This is a genomic window from Saccharothrix sp. NBAS 001 (assembly GCF_056640475.1).
In genome coordinates this window covers 4,450,504-4,469,857 of sequence record NZ_CM153251.1, presented here as the reverse complement: position 1 = coordinate 4,469,857, position 19,354 = coordinate 4,450,504, and the positions used below count along the sequence as shown (strand labels likewise).

Genomic DNA, 19,354 nt, shown 5'->3' with positions numbered 1-19,354 from the left:
TCCAGGGCCGACGCCCTGGCACAGTCGGGTTGTTCAGGTCACGAGAACGACGAGGATGACGGTTGTGGTTGTCGACGGTGTCCGTGGCCTGGTGTCCGGTCCCCATTCCCGCGAGGCCACGATGCCGGACTCGACGAGACGATGCCGGGAGAGCGTGGCGGCGAGCGTGCACTTCGCCCGTATCCGGGGAATGGCCCTCGTCTCCATCTCCGACATCCTCGGCTACCGCACGTCCCGCGTGGCCACGGCGACCCGCTGAGACACATCTCGACGGTCCGGCTCTCTCCACGTCCGGAACTCCGCGCTCCAGGTGATCACCAACAGGATGCCGTGGCCTGCGGGTCGAGGAGTCGAGCGGCGACAACGGGCAGGCGGCGGTATGCCGACAGGCGGTGGCGGGTGACTCGGACTCGCTGTTCCACCCGGACGGAGCGGACGTGGCCGAGTTCGCCTTGCAGTGCGTCCCACGCGGCACACGCCGCCCCGATCCGGCCGCCGGCCAACGCGGCCTCCACGTTCAACGCGTGCGCCAGGGCCCGATTGCCGTGTGCTCGCGCGGGAAGGTGCCGCAGCGTCACGACCGCCGCGCTCGCGGCAGCGGTGTCGCGGCCCAGCGCGCGCAGGGCCTGCGCGCGCCGGTACGTGAGCAGCGCACGGGGCCAACCGATCATGGGTTCGACAGCGGGACCGTTGGCGTGGAACCGGTCTTCGGCCTCCGTCATCGAGATGATCGACCTGTCGTGCTCGCCCAGGTTGGCTCGGGCCACCGCTTCCAAAGCCGTTGCGTACGAGGACATCGTGCCTCCTCTCGCCGCTTTCGTCGCCTGCGTCGAGAGCGCGAGCGCCGCCGGGTGGTGCCCGAGTTCCACGGCTCGGGCGCTCATGTGGCACACCGCCAACGCGTAGAGGTCCGCATCACGTGCTTGGGCCGCGAAGGCCACGGCCACGCGGTGTCCCTGCTGTGCGAGGAAATCCGCACCGCTGTCGATATCGCACCTGGCGCGCACCAGGCTCAACCGGGCCGCACCGCGCAACATCTGCCGCCGCAGGCTCCCGTTCCGCGCATCCACCAGCCACTTGCTCACCTGGCGGCCCAGGAACACGTTGAGCGCACTGCGCAGGTGGGTGCCCCCGGTGTCCGAGGCCGTGCGGTGGAAGAACTCCACAGCGGCCGAGAGCGCATCGCACTCGGCGGCCCCGATCGCACCCGGGTGCGGGGTGGGAGTCGCGAACCCGTTGTGGGGTAGCGATTCCAGCTCGCTCCAGTCCGGCACGACCAAGGCAGTGGCGCGGTAGGGACCGGGTTCGGTCGAGTCCCCGTGCGCCAGCAGTTCCAGCAGGTGCGCGGGTTCGGCCAGCCATGGCCGTTCCGGGATCGACGAAGGTTCTCCGGAATCGTCCACATCGGCGAATCCGGCCTGGTGGGCCGTGACCGGCCGGCGCAGTCGTCGGGACAGTGCCTCCAGTGCGAACTGCTCGGTCTGCCGGCGCGGGCGTGTACCCGCGAGCCAGCGCGACACCACGGAACGCCCGCAGGCCACGTCCACCTGGATCTCGTGTGCGGCGTGCTCGATCGCGCGGGCGAACTGGGCGCTGTTCCAGCACGCTTCCCTCAGCAGGGTGCGAAGGGCTTCATTTCCACAGGCACTCGGCACTGCTATCAGCCCCTAGGATCGGGCACCGTTCCATGGCCGCCGCATCGCCTTTGATCGAGCGGTTTCCCTGTCGCGCCATGCTATCCAGTGGCAGCGCCGCGCAGGTACGCCCGACAGGGTGAGGCTTGTTCACCTTCGTTGGTGGTCGTCCGGTTTTCCGACCTCCCGCCACGCTGTTACGCCATTCTCGTGGCCGTTGTGACAGCACGTAGCCGGATCACGCGGTGACAAGCGCCCGACTACGTGACGTTCGGTTCGTTGCGCGCGGAAAGCGTTCGAACACAACACATTCCCCTGCTCGTGCTCTTCCTCCGCGCACGGTCGGCGCGCTCTCCTGGTCCTGCACTCCGAGGCCCGTCGGACGGTCGACGGAGACGGCCGGTTCCGCCGCGCCGAAACCCTGGCGGTGTTTCCGCCCGCACCCGGACCTGCCCGAAAGTACCGCCGAGAGGAACACCGTGACACACGACGAATCGGCAGCCTTCCTGCTCTCCTCCAGCCTCGACTACCTCTACTCGGCGGCACTGCGCGCGGCTGCCCTGACCAACATCGCGGACCAGCTCGTCGACGGCCCGGCCACCCCCGACGAGTTGGCCGCCCGCACGAAGACCCACCCCGGCGCGCTCACCCGTGTCCTGCGCCTGCTCGCCACTCGCGGCGTGTTCCACGAGGACGGCGACGGCCGCTTCGGCATCACGACGCACGCCCAAGCCCTGCGAACCGACTCGCCGTCATCCGTCCGCGACGCCGTGCTGATGATCACCGAACCCCCGTTCTGGCGCCCGGCGGGCGAAATCGTGGCCAGTGTCCGAACCGGACTGGCCGCCATCGACACCGTGTACGGCAGTTCGTACTGGGAAGTGCACGCCAAGGATCCCGCAGTGGCCGCCGAGTTCGACGCCGGTATGGGCCAGTGGTCCCAGTCCGAGGCGCGCGGGTTCGCCCACAGCTACCACGTCCCGGAGGGCGGACTGGTGGTGGACGTCGGCGGCGGTCGCGGGCGTTTCCTGCTGGAGGTGTTGCGAATTCGGCCGGACCTGCGCGGGGTTCTCTTCGACCAAGCTGCGGTCATCGCCGAACACGAACTCGATGCGCTCGACGCCCCGGACCGCTGGCAGGCCGTGTCGGGCAACTTCTTCGAGGAGGTTCCACCGGACGGGGACCTCTACGTGCTCCAGTACATCCTCAACGACTGGGCCGACGAGGATTGCGTGCGCATCCTGAGCAGCATCCGCCGTGCCTTGAAACCCGAATCGCGCGTGGTCGCCCTGGAATGCGTCCCACCCACCGGCAACGCGCCGCACGCCGGCAAAGGCATCGACCTGATCCTGCTGGCCACCTACACCGGGAGGGTGCGCACCGAGACCGAGTTCGCCGCGCTGTTCGCGGAATCCGGCCTCCGCCTGACCGGCGTGACGTCGAAGGCCGGCCCGGGATTCCTGTCCATCGTGGAAGGTGTGCCGCGTTGAGCCCGGGGAACCGGGACGCGGTGGGCGCCCAGGCGGGCCCGGCCGATCGGCGCCACCGGTCGGAGGAATCCACCGCACGGGGGAGCAACCTCGGGCTGCACGGGAAGAGCGCGCTCGTGGTGTCCGGGAGTCGGGGAATCGGCCGGGAAATCGCACTGGAACTCGCCCGGAACGGCGTTTCGGTGACGATCACCGCCCGACACGCCCAGCAGTTGGCGGAAGCGGCGGACGACATCGAGCGCGAAACCGGCAACGCGGTCCGAGTCGTGACCGCCAACAGCCGCAAGGCCGAGGAGCGACAAGTCGCCGTCGACTCGGTCCTGGAGGTAGGTGGGCTGGACCTGTTGGTCTACACCACGGGTGTGAACCCGGCCCTGAACACACCGGCCGTGGACATCGAGCTGGACCTGATCCGGCGGATGTTCGACACCAACGTCCTGGGCGCCTTGGGTTACGTCCAACTCGCCTGGCACGCGTGGATGAAGGACCACGGTGGTTCGGTGCTGATGCTCAACACCGTGGCCGCGTCCGCGACCTTGCGCCTGGCCGCCTACAGCGCCACCAAGGCCGCGTTGCGCAAGCTCACCGAGGACCTGGCCGATCAGCTCGCGCCGAAGGTGCGGGTGAACGCCATCGCGCCGGCGTTCGTGGACACCGGGTTCATGGACTCCCTCACCAGGCTCCCCGCCGAGCGGATCGCCGCCAGTTACCCGCTCCGCAGGATCGGTGATCCCTCCGACATCGCTGCTGCTGCGGCGTTCCTGCTCTCGCCGCAGGCGTCGTGGATCACCGGCGTGACCCTGCCGGTCGACGGTGGCAAATCCGTGTCCACGGTGACCCACGACCACGAGGCCCCACCCGTCGACCACCTCATCCACTGAGTCGGCACCGCACGACCCCTTGGGGTTTGTCCGATCGTTGCCGCGCAGCCCGTCGAGGGCTGCGCGGCTCGGCTGGCTGTACGAGGTCTTGACGTTGGTGGTGCCGGTGTGGGGCCGGGTGGCTGGTGGTCGGGCTGGTGGGTGGTGATCTGTCGCGGTGTGCGGTTGTGGTTCCCGGTCGGGTGGAGGAGACGGTGGCGGTTCAGGCCCGGGTGGGTCGGGTGCGGGCCGACGGTGCGCGGCGAGGCGGCTGTGCCTTCGGCGGCGGGTTCCGGGGTGGTGCGGGGGCCGACCGCTTGCGGTCCCGGCGCGGCCGCTGGATCCGGGCGGCCACCTCGGCGGTGGTGGTGGGCTGACGGTGCGGGGCATCGGCGCGGTCGGCCGGACGGGCCTCGCCGGAGCGGCGATGGCGGTTGACCCATGTGGAGGCGCGCTGCCGTGAGGTGCCGGTCTCGGTCGCGACGTGGGCGGGATGGGCGGTTCTACAGCGCCGGACCAGGCGGTGGCGGCGTTCGACGGGCAGCGGGGCGTTACGGTGGAGCACGGACGCATCTCAGCCCCAACAAACCGTCACCAACGTCATGACCCGCAACAACTAGGCGTCGAAACCCGAGTGGAGTCCGCACGAATACGGCAACCTCTGAGGGGCCGACGCCCGGGCTCATCACGGTTGTCACGTTGCACGAACGGACCTTCCGCGACGCGGGAACGTGCCTTTCGGTCCCCGTCGACAGGAGACCGTCCGGTCCGTCATCCAGCCTTTCAGGGGCGTACCGCTGTGTCGGCCAGACGAGAGGAGCCACGACGTCGATCCGGCGGCATGCGTTGCGGCGTGGGGAGATCGCGCAACTGGGGCAGGCCGTTGTGCGGTGCGTTTGCGCGTGGCGCGGATGTACTGGATGACGTCGCCGTCGACCGCAGTTGCCAATGACACCTCGGCAACACCTGCCGCCGGCGCACCGAACCCGATGCACTCACCGGGTCGGTTCCACCCGGTCAGGCGACTCGTCCCGACCTCCGCCAACCCCTTGTCCGCGAACGTGACTCGCCCCCAGCCCAGACCACCCGGTCCCAACGCATGGCGCGGGCTCGATGCGTCGTCGAACAATACTCGGCCGCTTGATCAACGAATACGACGCCGCAGCAGCGCAATGCCCAGACCAGAGCCATCGAAACCTGCTCGGCACCCCACAGGAAGCTGCCGGCGTCCCGTCCCCGGGTGGCCGGCGGCGTCCACCGCCCCGGGACCTTTTGGCGGATTGCCCCTGGGTGGTACGGCGATGATGCTTGTCTGGCTGAGCCGATCTGATCGGCCTGACCTGGGGGGTCTCTGCATGTCACCACCTCGCGGTGGCGCGCGCCCGCGCGCCCTCATCGCCCTTTCGCTGTTGCTGACCGCGCCGCTGCTGCCGGTCCTCCCCGTCACACCAGCTGTGGCCGCACCCGCTGCGGCACCGGTTGTACAGCCCAAGCGCGTCACCGAGGCTCCGGACGTCCCGTCAGCCCGGCTCGCCGCCCGCCTGTCCGGACGTCGGGTCGAGGCGCTGTCCGAGCGGTCCGAGTCGACGACCACGTGGGCCAACCCGTCGGGCACGTTGACCTCGGAGTTGTCGTCGGGACCCCAGCGGTTCCAGCGCGACGGGAAGTGGGTCGACGTCGACCTCACCCTGCGCGCGCAGGGTGACGGTTCCGTGGCCGCGTCCGCGCACCCGCGCGGCGCTCGGCTGGCGGGTGCCGGTGGCACCCGTGCCAAGGCGCTCGGCGCCGCGGAACCCGCCAGGGATCTGGTCACCCTCGGGTCCGGCACCGAAGCGATCACCCTGCAATGGCCTGGTGGGCTGCCCACGCCGCGACTGGACGGGCCGACCGCCACCTACCCCGACGCCGTGCCGGGTGCCGACGTCGTGGTCTCGATGACCAGGGACGGGTTCGAGCAGTTCGTCGACATCAAGCAGCGGCCTGCCGGGCCGGTGAGCTACACGTTGCCGCTCAAGGCCGAAGGGCTCGTCGCCACCGCCCAGGCCGAAGGCGGCGTCGCGTTCACCGACCGCAAGTCCGGCAGGCAGGTCGCGACGATGCCCGCGCCGGTCATGTGGGACTCCACTGTGGACGAACGCTCCGGCGAGCACACTCGGCGCGCGCCGGTGCGGATGGCTGTCGAGCAGCGCGGCGGGACCATCGAACTGCGGTTGAGCCCGGACCCGGCGTTCCTGGCCGACCCGGCGACCACCTACCCCGTGCGCGTCGACCCGTCCACGACCCGACTGGGCAACGTCTTCGACACCTTCGTCGAGTCCGACGTCACCACCGACGAGTCCGGCTCGGTCGACCTGAAGATCGGCTGGCCGGGCACCTACGACGACGCGGCGCACACGAAGAAGACGGTGGCCCGCTCGTTCATCACCTGGAACACCGCGCCGATCTCCCGCGCGCTGGTGACCGACGCCAAGCTGCGGCTGTTCAACTACCACTCCTGGTCGTGCGACCAGAGGGAGTGGCAGGTCTGGGCGGCCGACGAGGCGACCAGCGCCACCCGGTGGACCAACCAGCCCGCGATGCTGACCAGGCACGCGAGCCCCACCGAGACCCGCCGCTCGGGCGGGACCTGCAACAACCCCGGCTACTCGACCGTGGACGTGACCAGCCTGGTCGGGTACTGGGCGGGCACCCAACGACCGCAGTCGAGCATGGGCCTGCGCGCGGGCAACGAGGCCGACACCTCCGGCTGGAAGCGCTTCTACTCCGGCAACGCGGCGGCCAACCAGATCCCGACGCTGGAGGTGACCTACAACTACCGGCCCAAGGACGGCACCGACGCCCAGGCGGGTCCGCCGTTCTTCAGCTACGGTGGCGAGTTCCGCGTCAACACCACCACTCCGACCCTGCGCGTCCGCACCGGTGACGCCGACAACGACACGCTTCGCACAGCGTTCGAGGTGCAGAACAGCGCGGGCGCGGTTGTCGACACGCAGGTCGTGAACGACGTGCCCGCCGGTCAGGTCGCCACCGCGACCGTCGCCGCGGGCAAGCTCACCAACGGGCAGACCTACAAGTTCCGCACGACCGCCTTCGACGGCACCCACTGGAGCACCACGTGGTCGCCGTTCACCTCGTTCGTCGTCGACACGACCAACCCGTCCGCGCCCACCGGCTTGAACTCCACCGACTACCCGTCGACCCAGTGGGTCAAGGGCGGCGGGCAGCCCGGCACGTTCACCGCCACCCCGCCCGCAGCCGACCACCACTGGCTGGAGTGGAGCTTCGACGGTGACACCTGGACCAAGGTGCCCACCGGCGGCGCAGTCGGCACGGTGTCCTTCACCGCCACCCCGCCCAAGGACGGCACCCACACGCTCAAAGTCCGGTCCGTCGACCGCGCGGACAACAGGTCCGAGGCAGTCAACTACACCTTCCACGCGGGACCCGGCGGCTTCGACACCCCGTCGGACGGCACGCACACCGCCCGACGTGTCGCGGTCGCCGTGGAGGCGGACACCAAGTACGACCAGGCGACCCTGCTCTGGCGGCGCTCCGACGCCGACCCGTGGACGACCGTCACGCCCGGCCACGTCACCAAGGACGGCCAAGCGCTCACCTCGTGGCCGGTCGCGATGACCGCGGGCCGGACACCGACGCTGGTGTGGACCGCCACCGACACGGTCACCCCGGACGGCGCGATCCAGGTCAAGGCGGACTTCACCGGCCCCGGCAGCGCCCAAGGCGCCACCGAACCGCTCAAGCTCGTGGTCGACCGCGACGCCGACGGCGCCACCAGCGAGGAGATCGGACCGGGAGCGGTCAACCTGCTGACCGGCAACCACTCCCTCGAAAGCACCGACGCCTCCTTCTTCGGCCTCTCCTTCACCCGGTCCGCCGACTCTCGGGCACCGCACGCGGGGTCCACGCAGGAGGGGCAGGCGGCCATCCTCGGTGACGAGTGGATGTCCGGGATCAGCGCGGAGTCGGGCAAGTCGCAGTACACCCACATCCGCCGCACCACGGACACCGCGCTCGACGTCGTCCTGGAGGACGGCTCGGCGGTGTCGTTCACCGCGAACGCGACCAGCACCGGCTGGGTGCCGCAGATCGGTGAGGAGTCGTTGACGCTCACCGGCGGCTTCGGTACCGGGTTCACCCTGACCGACACCATCGGCACGGTCACCACGTTCGGCAAGGTGGACGCGGCGGCGGCGACCTGGCAGGTGACCAGTTCGCTCGTCAACGGGCTCACCGACAGCACCACCGTGGTCGTGTCGGAGAAGGTCGTGGTGAACGGGACCACGCTCGCCAGGCCCAAGCGGCTCATCGCACCGGGTGCGGCGACCGCGGCGTCCTGCCAGGCCAACCCGGCCACCCAGGGCTGTCGGGTCCTGGAGTTCGGCTACGCGACCGCGACGACCGCCACCGGCTCCGCGTTGGGCGACTACGCGGGGCAACTGCGCCAGTTGACGCTGTGGGCCACCCCACCCGGCGGGACCGCTTCGACCGCCACGGTCGTCTCCGCGTACGCCTACGACGACCAAGGCAGGCTTCGGGAGGTGTGGGACCCGCGGATCTCCCCAGCCCTCAAAACCGGTTACGACTACGACGCCGCCGGTCGGGTCACCACGCTGACCCCGCCGGGGCTGCTGCCGTGGACCTTCGTCTACGGCTCGGCGGGCGGCTCGGCGACCTCGGGCGACGGCATGTTGCTCAAGGTGACACGCCCCGCGCTCCAGCAGGGCAGCCGGGACGTCGTCTCGGGCACCTCGGTCACCACCCTCGTCTACGGCGTGCCGACCACCGGTTCGGCGGCGCCGCGCCAACTGGGCACGACCGAGGTGCGGGCGTGGGGCCAGCACCAGGCACCGACCGACGCGACCGCGATCTTCCCCGCCGACTCGGTCCCCACCTCCTCCACCGGGTCGGACCTGCCCGCGAACGGCTACGGCCGGGCGACGGTGTACTACCTCGACCCCTCGGGTGAGCGCGTCAACACCGCCGACCCCGCGGGCAACATCACGACCAGCGAGTACGACAAGTTCGGCAACCTGGTGCGCGACCTGACCGCTGCGAACCGGGCGCTGGCGATGTCCACCGACGCCCGGCTCACCGCGCTCGGCATCGCGGGCCTGTCGAGCGCGGAACGGGCGGAACTGCTGTCCTCCCGCTTCACCTATTCCCCCGACGGGACCCGCAAGGTCGAGGAACTCGGGCCCCTGCACCACATCGGGCTGGTGAACGCGCTCGTCGACGGCACGACCACGGTGGCCGCGGCAGGCAGCCGCGTCGCCGCGCGGACCAGGACCGTCACCGAGTACGACACGGGCAGGCCGACCGACGGTTCGGCCACCGTCCGCGACCAGGTGACCGCGGTGACCGTCGGCGCCCAACTGCGGGAACAGCCCGTGCTGCACGCCGACACGCGGGTCACCGCGACCGGGTTCGACTGGACGAAGGGGGTGGCCACGTCCACCACCCAGGACCCCGGCGGTCTGGCGATCACCACGTCCACGCAGTACGACGCGCAGGGCAGGGTGGTCAAGACCCTGGCGCCCGACTCGACCGGCACCGACGCGGGCACGACGGTGACCTCCTACTACACCGGCACCGGCACCGGCCCGTGCGCCGGACGCCCGGAGTGGTCGGGGCTGCTGTGCTCCACCGGTCCGGGCGGAGCCATCACCGGCGGCGGCACCAACCCGTCGGCACTGCCGGTGAAGACCACCGAGTACGGGCTGTTCGGTCAGGTGACCAAGCTCGTCGAGACCGCGAACGGCAGCACCCGCACGGCGACCACGACCCACGACCCGGCGGGCCGGGTCACCCTGGTGTCGATCACCGGGTCGGCGGGTACGGCAATCCCGGACGTGGCCACCGGGTACGACCCGGCGACGGGGGCGGTCACCACCACGACGTCGACAACCGGCGGGACCATCACGCGGGTCAAGGACAAGCTGGGCCGCCAGGTGTCCTACACCGATGCCGACAACGGGGTGTCCACCGCCGAGTACGACCTGCTCAACCGCCCGGTCCGGGAGACCGAGTCCACGCCGGCGAACGCGCTGTCCAGCTACGACACGTCCATCGACCCCCGCGGGGTCGCCACGGGGCGGACGGACTCGGTGGCGGGCCAGTTCGGCACCCGGTACGACGCCAACGGATCCGTTTCCGAGCAGCGGCTGCCGGGTGGTTACACCATGCGGCAGTCGGCCGATCCCACCGGGCAGGCGGAGTCGCGGGTCTACACCCGCGACTCCGACGGGGCGGTGGTGCTGAGCGACTCGGTAACCCTGTCCGTGCACGGCGAACGGCTCAGTCATGTCGGTTCGCCGGGCCGCGTGTCGTCGCAGGTCTACCAGTACGACGCCGTCGGCAGACTCGCCGGTGTCGACGACACCACTGACACGGTGTGCACGCGGCGTACCTACACCTTCGACAAGCACTCGAACCGCAAGTCGTTGACCACGGCGGCGGCGTTGCCGGACGCACCTTGCCCCACCTCGGGCGGCACGCAGAAGACGCACACCCACGACTCGGCCGACCGCTTGGTCGACACGGGGGTCGCCTACGACGCGTTCGGTCGCACCACCGCGCTCCCCGGTGGCTCCACGTTCGCCTACTACGCCAACGACCTCGTGCAGCGGGTGACGGCGGGCGACCGCAGGCAGACCTGGACGCTGGACACCGGGTCGCGGGTGCGGACCTCGGCGACCGAGTCGAACGTGGGCGGCACGTGGCAGCCGACCGGCACCAAGGTCAACCACTACGACGGCGACAGCGACAGCCCCCGGTGGATCGTGGAGAACTCCAACGGCGACATCACGCGCAACGTGCTGGCGCCGGCGGAGGGGCTCGCCGCGACCACGGGCGCTGCGGGCACCGTGCTGCAGCTGACCAACCTGCACGACGACGTCGTGGTGGCCCTCCCGCTGACCGCGGGGCAAGCACCGGCGGTGCAGAACTCCGATGAGTTCGGCAACCAGAACTCCGGCGCGCGGTACGGCTACCTCGGTACGCACCTGCGCTCGGCCGAGGCCCTCGGCGGCGTGGTGCTCATGGGGGTCCGGCTGTACTCGCCGTCGCTGGGCCGGTTCTTGCAGACCGATCCGGTGGCGGGCGGATCCGCCAACGCCTACGACTACGCCAACCAGGATCCGGTCAACAACCAGGACCTCGACGGCAGGTTGTGGTCACGGCAGTTCAGCAGGTGCACCGCGACGGCGTGCGCGGGCATGCAGCGGGTGTGCGACGGGAATCGGTGCTCGATGCAGTGGTGGTTCCGGTTCCGGGGCATGTGGGCGTGGGCCTACATCCGCGCCGGGTTCGGGTACTCCTTCTCCGCGAACGGGTGGCGCATCGGCGGTGGCCGCTACTCCCATGGGGAGCTGGGGATGTACACCTTCCACGGGAGCTGGTACTCCAACCTGGCCTCCAGGGCTCGCGGTGGGTATCACTGCTGGGGCTTCTGGACCTGTTATCTGGGACCATGGGACCGGATGACGTTCTCCGCGTCCGGCACGCTCACCTTCTACGGCAGGTTCGGTTATTGGTACGTCGGAATGATCTGGTGAGTTCCTGGGTCGTGGACCTCGAACCCGTGCTCGGGTCCGAGGTCCACGACCCGCTGGTGCGCCCGTGGCTGGAAGAGGTGTTCGACAGCCACGGGAGCGCACCTGCCTGGTACGTCGAGGAACTGGCCGCGCAACGGCGGCAGGAACTGGTGGCCGAACTGGTGCCGGTGGTACTCGACCAGGCTGAGGCGGCGCTCGGCCACCGGCCGGAGATGCCCGCGCAGGACAACACCGTCGGCCACGACCAGGTGTGGGCGGTGGCCCGTGAGCCGGCCCTGGTCTCGATCGCCGACGCCGTCCAGTCGCTCATCGCGTCGCGCGATGGTGTCGTGTGGCCGGTGTGCCCGCAGCACCGGGTCGGTCAGCACCCCGAACTGCGGGACGGGATCGCAGTGTGGGTGTGCCAGGCCGGGGGTCACGTGGTCGACCGGATCGGCTGACACCGCCAACGGTCCATCGAGTCCACTGAGGACACCGACCCGCCTGCAGTAGGCAGTCGGGGTCAGGTGCGGAGCAGCGCGCCGCCTTGCGGCGGTCACCGCCCGAGCCCTTGTGCAGTGCGGCGGCACGACCACCGGTATGGCCGTCCGCACCACGTCACCAGGATCACCCCGCCGAGTGAACCGGCGAGGTAAGCCAGCCGGGACCCGGGTGGTTCCTCACCGGACTTCCCCCTCCGCCGCCGTCTTTCGGCACGATCCGGACGAGGAACAGTCGTTGTGACGAAAGGAGTCAGCCGTGTCCGGTTCGACGTTCGCGCGTTCGGTCGTGGCGGCGGTGGCCATGGTGGCGGTCTCCGGTCAGGCTGCCGCGGCCGGACCCGCCCGGCAGGAGGAGACGCAGGAGCTCAGGAACACCGGCAAGTCCAACTGGTGCGTGGAGCCTGCGGGGTCGACGGTCCGCACGGCACCGTGCAGCGGACAGGCAGGCCAACTCTGGACATGGGACCTGGACACCGGTCTGCTGCGAAGCAACGCCGGTCCCTGTCTCGCCGCCCACGCGGACAAACCCCTCGCGCTCGAACCCTGCGACACCGGCAACCTCGACCAGTCATGGGCGTACTACGCCAAGGTCGAGGTCTTCGAGATCGACAAGCAGCCGCGCGCCCTTACCGCGCACCAGGAGTCCTCCGCCGTGACCGCCGAACCCTGGAAGGAGGGGAACACCTACCAGCAATGGGGCGAATGGTGACGGCGACGGCGTCCCGCCACCACTGGACGCCGCACACCGACCTCCCGCTTCCCGACCCGGCCGCAGCCCGGTCACGAGCCGATCGGCTTCGCGCCGGACCGCGAGATCGTCGCCCGGTGCCGCGGCCGCCCGGACTTCGCCGCCCTCGCCTGCGGCCCACGCACCTGGGCCGCAGGCGGCCGTCACGTCGACGCTGTTCGTTCTTCGTCCGTGTCGCAGCCCGACTCGTGCAGCTCTGGCGACCCCAGGTGCGCGGCTCCGCGACGTCGTCGACCGGGTTCGGCGGACTTCTGGGCGCTGGGTTTCTGCGTTGGATGATGCCGGAGTAGTCGGCGGGCCGCGTCTTCTCATCGGCCTCGCGACCCGTCGTGCCGGATCGAGTCATTGGTCCCGGCGAGCCTGGTCGGGATGGACAGGAAGGTCCGGTCGCCCTTCGGGCTGCAACTCCTTCGGGACGGGATAGGCGTACTCCTCGATTCGGTCGATCAGGCCGCCCGCGAAGCGGAAGTAGGCGGTGGCGTGGACCTCGTCGTCGGTTCCGTCGACCAGGACCAGGCGCAGGACGTGCTGGCGGATCACCTCGTCGGGCTTGTGGAACTGGTGGACCAGGTCGTACCGGATCGACTCGACCGCAGCGGCGAAGGAGGCGAACCGGTCCATCGCCTCGTCGATCGTCCGCGTGCCCTCGCCGTCGTTCTGCCACACGGTGGCGGTGCTGGTGCACATCGCGCGGAAGCCGGTGAAGTCCTTGTCTTCCAACAGTCGCAGGCCCGCGCTGACCTTGTCGTCGATGTCCATGTGGAGCCTCATCTCGGTGCGGGGGACGAGCAGTCCGAGTCGGTGCAGGTCGGTGACGTACTTGTGGACGAGGGCCGCCGACAGGTGCGGGACGTTCTCGCCGACGGCGCTGTGGAAGCGCTTGGCCGGGATTCGTGGGGTGTCGTCCCACGGTTGGGCGAAGGCACCCAGCAGGGGGAGCAGGGAGTGTTCGCGCTGCTGTTCCGGCAGGTTGCGCAGCGCTGTGGTGATGCGGGCCAGCCATTCGCCGTGGTCGTGGATCCGCTGGACGGGGTGCCCCGCCTCGATGAGCCAGTCGACGACCTTGTCCAGGGAGGTTTCGTCGTCGTGCGGGTTGAGCACGTTGTAGGTCCGGTAGCCGTCCTGCGTGCCGATAGCGGCTATCGCCGCGGCGGTGACGTCGACCGGCAGGCCGTCGTGGGGCTGGGGTCTGCCTCGGTGGAACGAACCCGGTGCCGTGCCGGTGGCGAGGAGGCACAGCAGCAGGCGGGTGAGCACGTCGGACGGGTTCAGCTGACCCGGGTACGTGCGGTGCGCGAGGATCGTGCCTGATCGGAACACGGTGGCCGGCAGGCCGAACTGGTCGTGCGCCTCGTGGAGCAGGACCTCACCCGCCCACTTGCCGGCCGCATAGCCGTTGGCGTACCCGTGGTCGAGCCTCCGGGACGGGCAGGTGGCGCGGATGTCGGTGTCCTCGTCCGGAGTCGACGCCCCGGTGAGCACGGCGGTGGTGGACACGTAGGCGACAGGCTTGATGCGCGTGGTGAGCGCCAACCTGATGACCTCGGCCGTGCCGACCACGTTCGGACCGAACAACTGGTCGTAGGGCAGCACGTGGTTCACCTGGGCAGCCGAGTGGACGATCAGGTCCACGGTGTCGGCCAGCTGCCGCCACGTGCGCTCCGCCAAACCCAGCCGCGGCTCGCCGACGTCACCCGCGAGCACCTCCACCACTCCGGCGGCTTCCCGGTAGCGGTGGCGGAGGTCGTCGCTGGTGCCGAAGGCGCGTTCGAGGCGGGTCGCCGCCGCTTCCGCGTCGTTCCCCCGGACCAGGCAGATCAGCCTGCCCCCGCCGGGGGCCAGCCGCCGCGCCCATTCCAGCACCAGGAACCGGCCGAGGTAGCCGTTCGCCCCGGTGATCAGGACGGTCCGCACCGGGCCGTCCGGAGGGGGGAGGGAACGCGCGGCGGCCAGCGTGCCCGGGTCCACGAACTTCTCCAGCGCGAGGTCGGCCGCGCGCACCTCGGTGCGGTCCGCGCCGTGCACCGAGGCGGACGTGGGCCGCTGGACCCCGGCCTCGACGTACCGCGCCAGCGCGGCCAGGTCGTTGGCCGGGCTGACGATCACGCCCACCGGCAGTTCGACGTCGCAGACCTCCCGCACGAGCGTGGAGAAGGCCAACGCGGACAACGAGTCCCCTCCCAGGTCGGTGAAGCGGACGTCAGGGCGCAGGTCGGCGTCCGCGCCGCCCAGCACGGCCCGCACGGCCCGGTGGATCACCTCCGACCGGGGCAGGCGCGGCCCGGCGCGGCGCAGTTCGCGCAGCCGGGCGTCCCGCTGGTCGGCCCGCTCGGCGTACAACCGCTCCAGCGCCGGGCCGTAGCGCTCCTTCAACCTGGGGCGCAGCGGTTTGTGGCTCTCCGCGAGCAGGCCGTTCCGGGCGCTGAACGGCTCGGGCTCGACCAGGACGTCCCGGGGGACCTCGTACGCGGCGAGTCCGGCCCGGTGCGCGACCCGTTGCAGCGAGGAGAGGATCTCCCGGCCGAGCGATCGGAAGTCGGTCCCGGCCAGGGCTTCCGGGGTGGGGACGACCACGGCGAGCAGGTAGGCGCGCTCGCTGTTGCCGTACAGGTACACCTGCCGCACCAGCGGGCTCCCGGCGAAGACGGCTTCCAGCCTGGACACCGCGACGAACTCGCCCTGGGACAGCTTCAGGGTGTCCGTGACGCGGTCCACGTGCACGAGCCGGTCGGGGCCGATCTCGGCCATGACGTCGCCGGTCCGGTAGTAGCCGTCGCGGTCGAAGACGGCGGCGGTCAGTTCGGGTCGCCGGTAGTAGCCGGGGATCGCGGTCGAGGTCTTGAGCAGCAGTTCGCCCCGGGGATGCGGCTTGTCGGTGCGGAAGTAGCCCAGTTCCGGCACGTCGACCAGCTTGTAGTCGATCACCGGCGGGCGCTGCACCACCGAGTCGAGCAGCACGCCACCGGCCTCGGTGGAGCCCAGCCCGGTGTGCACGCGGACCCCCAGGCACGATTCGAGGAACTCCGCCAACCCGGCCGACAGCGGTGCCGTGCCGACGAAGACCTTGGTGACGCGGCCGCCCAGGAAGTTCTCGCGGAGGTCCGCCTTCACCGCCGCGTCGACGTCGCCGGGTTCGCCCGCCCTGCGTCCCAATTCGCTGCGGTACCGCTGGTGGAGCATGTCGACCACGCGCGGCACCCACGTCAGTTCCGTGGGGCGGACCAGGGCGATGTCCTCGAACAGGGTCGACAGGTCGCTTTCGGCGGTGAAGTGACCGACACCGCCGTTGGCGAGCGTGGTCATCAACGAGTAGCGCCCGGCGAGGTGGCTCATCGGCATGTAGTGGACGACCACGGGGACGCCCTCCGTCGAGCCGTAGGTGAACCCGTACCACGCGGTGCCGACCAGGCGTTGCGGGTACATCGCCCCCTTGGGTTCCCCGGTGCTGCCGGACGTGTAGAGCAGCAACGCCAACAGGTCGTCTCCCCGGTCCGCGGTGAACAGGGGTGCCGGCGGCAGGCTCCGCCCCCGCTCGATCAGCGCGTCCAGCGATTCGACGACGATCGGGCGGCCCGCTCCGGTGAACCGCCGCCGGGCCGCTTCGAGGGTGTGGGCGTGGTGCCCGAACACGACCAGCCGCCGGATCGACGCCGCCCCGAGCACGAGTTCCACCGCGGTGTCGAGGTTCTCCGCTCCGCAGGCCAGGACGCGCGGCTCGGTCTCCTCGATGATCGGCGCCAGCCGGGGCGGTGGCGCGCCGGATTGGAGTGGAACGGGCACGACCCCCGCGTGGATGCACGCCAGGTCGAGCGTCGCGTACCCGGTGCTGGTGAAGCCCAGGAAGCACATCCGGTCGCCTGGGCGCAGCGGGTAGTCGGGGTCGTGCCACGCGCTCGCGACCGCGCGGACGCGCCCCCACAGCTCGCGGTAGCTGATGGTGTCGAACCTCGGGAGCAGGCGACCTGTCGCCCGGTCCCGGGCGCGCTCGCCGAGGGCGGGGCGGTCGCCGTGGCGGGTGAGGACGGCCGCCATCGTCTCGGCGAGCCCCCGGCCCCGGTCGGCGGCGGTGATGGCCTCGGCGAGGCCACGTGCCGGTGCGGTCTCGGTCATCTCCGGGCCTCTCCCTCGTCACCAGGCGACCGGTAGCGCTTCCACCCCGCGGATGAGGCGGTCGGGCCGCCAGCGCAACTCGTCCGGCGGCACCGCGAGGTGCAGGCCGGGCAGCCGTTCGGTCAGGGACCCGACCACGACCCGCAGCTCCGCCCTGGCCAGCGTCGCGCCGAGGCAGTGGTGCGCGCCGTGCCCGAACCCCAGGTGCGGGTTGGCCCCGCGCTGGAAGTCGATCCGCTCGGGCTCGTCGAACACCGCCGGGTCCCGGTTGGCCATGGCGAACTCGACGACCACCGCGTCACCGGCGCGGATGGTCCGCCCACCCAGCTCGACGTCGGCCAGGGCGATCCGGGTGAAGCCCGCCGACGCGCTGATCGGGATGTACCGGCACAGCTCCTCGACCGCGCCGGGCACCAGATCGGGGCTCACCACCAGGTCCCACCACAGGCCCGGGTCGGTCAGCAGGGTGTAGACGACGTTCCCGAGCTGGTTCGCGGTCGCCTCGTGGCCGGCCGACAGCAGGCTCACCCCGATGCCCACCACCTCCTCGTCGCGCAACGGGTCGTCGTCCCGCGCGGTGACGAGATCGCTGAGCAGGTCGTCGGTGGGCGCGGCGCGACGCTGCGCGATGAGGTCCGCCAGGTAGTCGTTGAGCCTCCCCCGTGCCCGCGTGGCCTGTTCCGGGTCGGACAGCATCAGCAGGTCGTCCACCCAGACGGTGAAGCGCGCGCGGTCCGCGACCGGCACACCCAGGAGTTCGCACACCACCGTGATCGGCAGCGGCCAGGTCAGGGCGCGGGCCAGGTCGGCGGGCGGTCCGCCGGCGACCATGGCGTCGAGCAGGTCGTCGGTGATCTGCTCGATGCGGGTGCGCAGCGCTTCGACCCGGCGCACGGTGAACACGCGGGCGACCTTGCGGCGCAACCGTGTGTGCCTGGGAGGGTCCATGCTCAGGATCGACGTGCTCGGCGGCCCGGCGGCGACGGTGCGGGGCACGTCGCCGCCCGCGGCGGCCTCCCGGCTGAACCGGGGATCGCCCAGCACCGTCTTCGCGTCCGCGTGTCGCGTGACCAGCCAGGCGTCACCGCCGTACGGCAGGCTCACCCGCAGCACCGGCTGCCGCGCGCACAACTCGGCCAGCCTCCGGTCGACCTCAAGCCGCTCGGTGGGGCCGAACGGGTAGTCGAGCACTTCATCGTCCGTCGAGGTCATCGTCTCGTCCCTTCCGCGCTCGGTTCGTCACCACGTGACCGGCAGCGCCGCCACCCCTCGGATGAGGCGTTCGGCCCGCCACGGCACCTGGTCGGCGGGCACCGCGAGCCGCAGCCCGGGCAACCGGCGGACCAGGGTCTCCAGCACGGTCCCCAACAGCATCCGGGCCAGCTGGGCACCCAGGCAGAAGTGCGCGCCGTAGCCGAACGCCAGGTGCGGGTTGGCCTCCCGGTGGAAGTCGATCTCCGTCGGCCGGTCGAACACGGCGGGGTCCCGGTTGGCCATGGCGTACTCGACGACCACCGCCTCCCCGGCGCGCACGACCTGCCCACCCAGCTCGACGTCGGCCAGTGCGATCCGGGTGAAGCCGGCGGACGCGCTGCTCGGCACGATCCGGGACAGCTCCTCCACGGCGGCCGGGACGAGCGTCGGATCGGCGACCAACTCCCGCCACGTCCCGGGGTTGGTCAGCAGCGTGTAGACGAAGTTCCCGAGCTGGCTCGCGGTGGCCTCGTAGCCGGCGGACAGCAGGCTGTCGGCGAGGCTGACCAGTTCGTCGTCGTCCAGCGGATCCTGCGCCGCGCCCTGCGTCGCGACCAGGTCGCCGAGCAGGTCCTCGGTGGGGTGCGTCCGGCGCAGCGCGACCAGGCCCCGGAGGTAGTCGTCGAGGTGTTCGCGGGCGCTCCTGGCCCGGTCCGGGTCGGACAGCACCAGCAACTGGTCGACCCACGCGGTGAAGGGCTCCCGGTCCGCGACCGGCACGCCGAGCAGTTCGCTCATCACCGTGATCGGCAGCGGCCAGGTCAGCGTGCGGGCCAGGTCGGCGGGCGGTCCGCCGGCGACCGCGGCGTCCAGCAGGTCGTCGGCGACCCGCCGGGCGCGCGGGCGCAGCGCCTCGACCCGGCGCGGGGTGAACGCGGTCGCCACCGGGCGGCGCAGTCGGCCGTGCCGGGGCGGGTCCATGCTCAGCATGGTCGTGGGCGGCAGTTCGACGGCGATCGCGCGAGGGACGTCACGACCCGAAGCGGCGGCCCGGCTGAACCGGGGATCGCCCAGCACCGTCTTCACGTCCGCGTGCCGGGTGGCCAGCCACGCTTCGCCCTCGCCGTGGGGCAGGCGCACGCGGAGCACCGGTCTGTCGCGGCTCAGGTCGACGAGCCTCGGGTCCACGTCGAGTCCTTCGGCCGGTCCGAAGGTGTACGTCCGGTCGCCGGTGTCGGTCATCGCGTCCGTCCTTCCGGTGC

At 71.0% G+C, this 19,354-nt stretch carries 10 protein-coding genes; 6 read left to right on the top strand and 4 right to left on the bottom strand.

Features of this window, described 5'->3' with window-relative positions; genetic code table 11:
• Positions 1-55 precede the first annotated feature (55 nt).
• Positions 56-259, top strand: a complete 204-nt coding sequence (locus AC0HI0_RS18350) for a hypothetical protein (RefSeq protein ID WP_480933595.1) — start codon at positions 56-58, stop codon at positions 257-259.
• Between the two features lie 55 nt (positions 260-314).
• Here the strand turns inward: AC0HI0_RS18350 and AC0HI0_RS18345 are convergent, their stop codons facing one another.
• Positions 315-1,655 (bottom strand): NsdA family TPR-like regulatory protein, encoded by a 1,341-nt coding sequence (locus tag AC0HI0_RS18345; RefSeq protein ID WP_480933594.1) that lies wholly within the window; start codon positions 1,653-1,655, stop codon positions 315-317.
• Between the two features lie 458 nt (positions 1,656-2,113).
• On the opposite strand from AC0HI0_RS18345, the gene AC0HI0_RS18340 reads away from it, so the two are divergent.
• The 5 genes from AC0HI0_RS18340 to AC0HI0_RS18320 all read left to right on the top strand — a co-directional run bounded on the left by AC0HI0_RS18340 (position 2,114) and on the right by AC0HI0_RS18320 (position 12,749).
• Positions 2,114-3,124 (top strand): methyltransferase, encoded by a 1,011-nt coding sequence (locus AC0HI0_RS18340; protein WP_480933593.1) that lies wholly within the window; start codon positions 2,114-2,116, stop codon positions 3,122-3,124.
• Positions 3,125-3,219: 95 nt separating this feature from the next.
• Positions 3,220-4,005, top strand: a complete 786-nt coding sequence (locus AC0HI0_RS18335) for an SDR family oxidoreductase (protein ID WP_480934324.1) — start codon at positions 3,220-3,222, stop codon at positions 4,003-4,005.
• Between the two features lie 1,334 nt (positions 4,006-5,339).
• Positions 5,340-11,558 (top strand): DNRLRE domain-containing protein, encoded by a 6,219-nt coding sequence (locus tag AC0HI0_RS18330; protein WP_480933592.1) that lies wholly within the window; start codon positions 5,340-5,342, stop codon positions 11,556-11,558.
• A complete protein-coding gene (locus AC0HI0_RS18325) occupies positions 11,555-11,998 on the top strand; it encodes a hypothetical protein (RefSeq protein WP_480933591.1) in 444 nt (147 codons plus the stop codon). Before AC0HI0_RS18330 ends, AC0HI0_RS18325 begins: the two co-directional genes overlap by 4 nt.
• Positions 11,999-12,296: 298 nt before the next feature.
• Positions 12,297-12,749, top strand: a complete 453-nt coding sequence (locus tag AC0HI0_RS18320) for a ricin-type beta-trefoil lectin domain protein (protein WP_480933590.1) — start codon at positions 12,297-12,299, stop codon at positions 12,747-12,749.
• Positions 12,750-13,130: 381 nt separating this feature from the next.
• On the opposite strand, the gene car is transcribed toward AC0HI0_RS18320, so the two are convergent.
• The 3 genes from car to AC0HI0_RS18305 are packed head-to-tail and all read right to left on the bottom strand — an operon-like array spanning position 13,131 to position 19,334.
• Positions 13,131-16,898: a carboxylic acid reductase gene (car, locus tag AC0HI0_RS18315; RefSeq protein ID WP_480933589.1), complete on the bottom strand. Its 3,768-nt coding sequence runs from the start codon at positions 16,896-16,898 to the stop codon at positions 13,131-13,133.
• A gap of 18 nt (positions 16,899-16,916) precedes the next feature.
• Complete coding sequence (locus tag AC0HI0_RS18310; RefSeq protein ID WP_480933588.1) at positions 16,917-18,110, bottom strand: cytochrome P450; 1,194 nt, start codon at positions 18,108-18,110, stop codon at positions 16,917-16,919.
• A gap of 27 nt (positions 18,111-18,137) precedes the next feature.
• Positions 18,138-19,334: a cytochrome P450 gene (locus AC0HI0_RS18305; protein WP_480933587.1), complete on the bottom strand. Its 1,197-nt coding sequence runs from the start codon at positions 19,332-19,334 to the stop codon at positions 18,138-18,140.
• Positions 19,335-19,354: the final 20 nt, after the last annotated feature.

Coding starts and splice junctions, on each gene's coding strand:
- AC0HI0_RS18350 (WP_480933595.1), top strand. CDS start 56: ATGACGGTTGTGGTTGTCGACGGTGTCCGTGGCCTGGTGTCCGGTCCC.
- AC0HI0_RS18330 (WP_480933592.1), top strand. CDS start 5,340: ATGTCACCACCTCGCGGTGGCGCGCGCCCGCGCGCCCTCATCGCCCTT.
- car (WP_480933589.1), bottom strand. CDS start 16,898: ATGACCGAGACCGCACCGGCACGTGGCCTCGCCGAGGCCATCACCGCC.
- AC0HI0_RS18310 (WP_480933588.1), bottom strand. CDS start 18,110: ATGACCTCGACGGACGATGAAGTGCTCGACTACCCGTTCGGCCCCACC.
- AC0HI0_RS18305 (WP_480933587.1), bottom strand. CDS start 19,334: ATGACCGACACCGGCGACCGGACGTACACCTTCGGACCGGCCGAAGGA.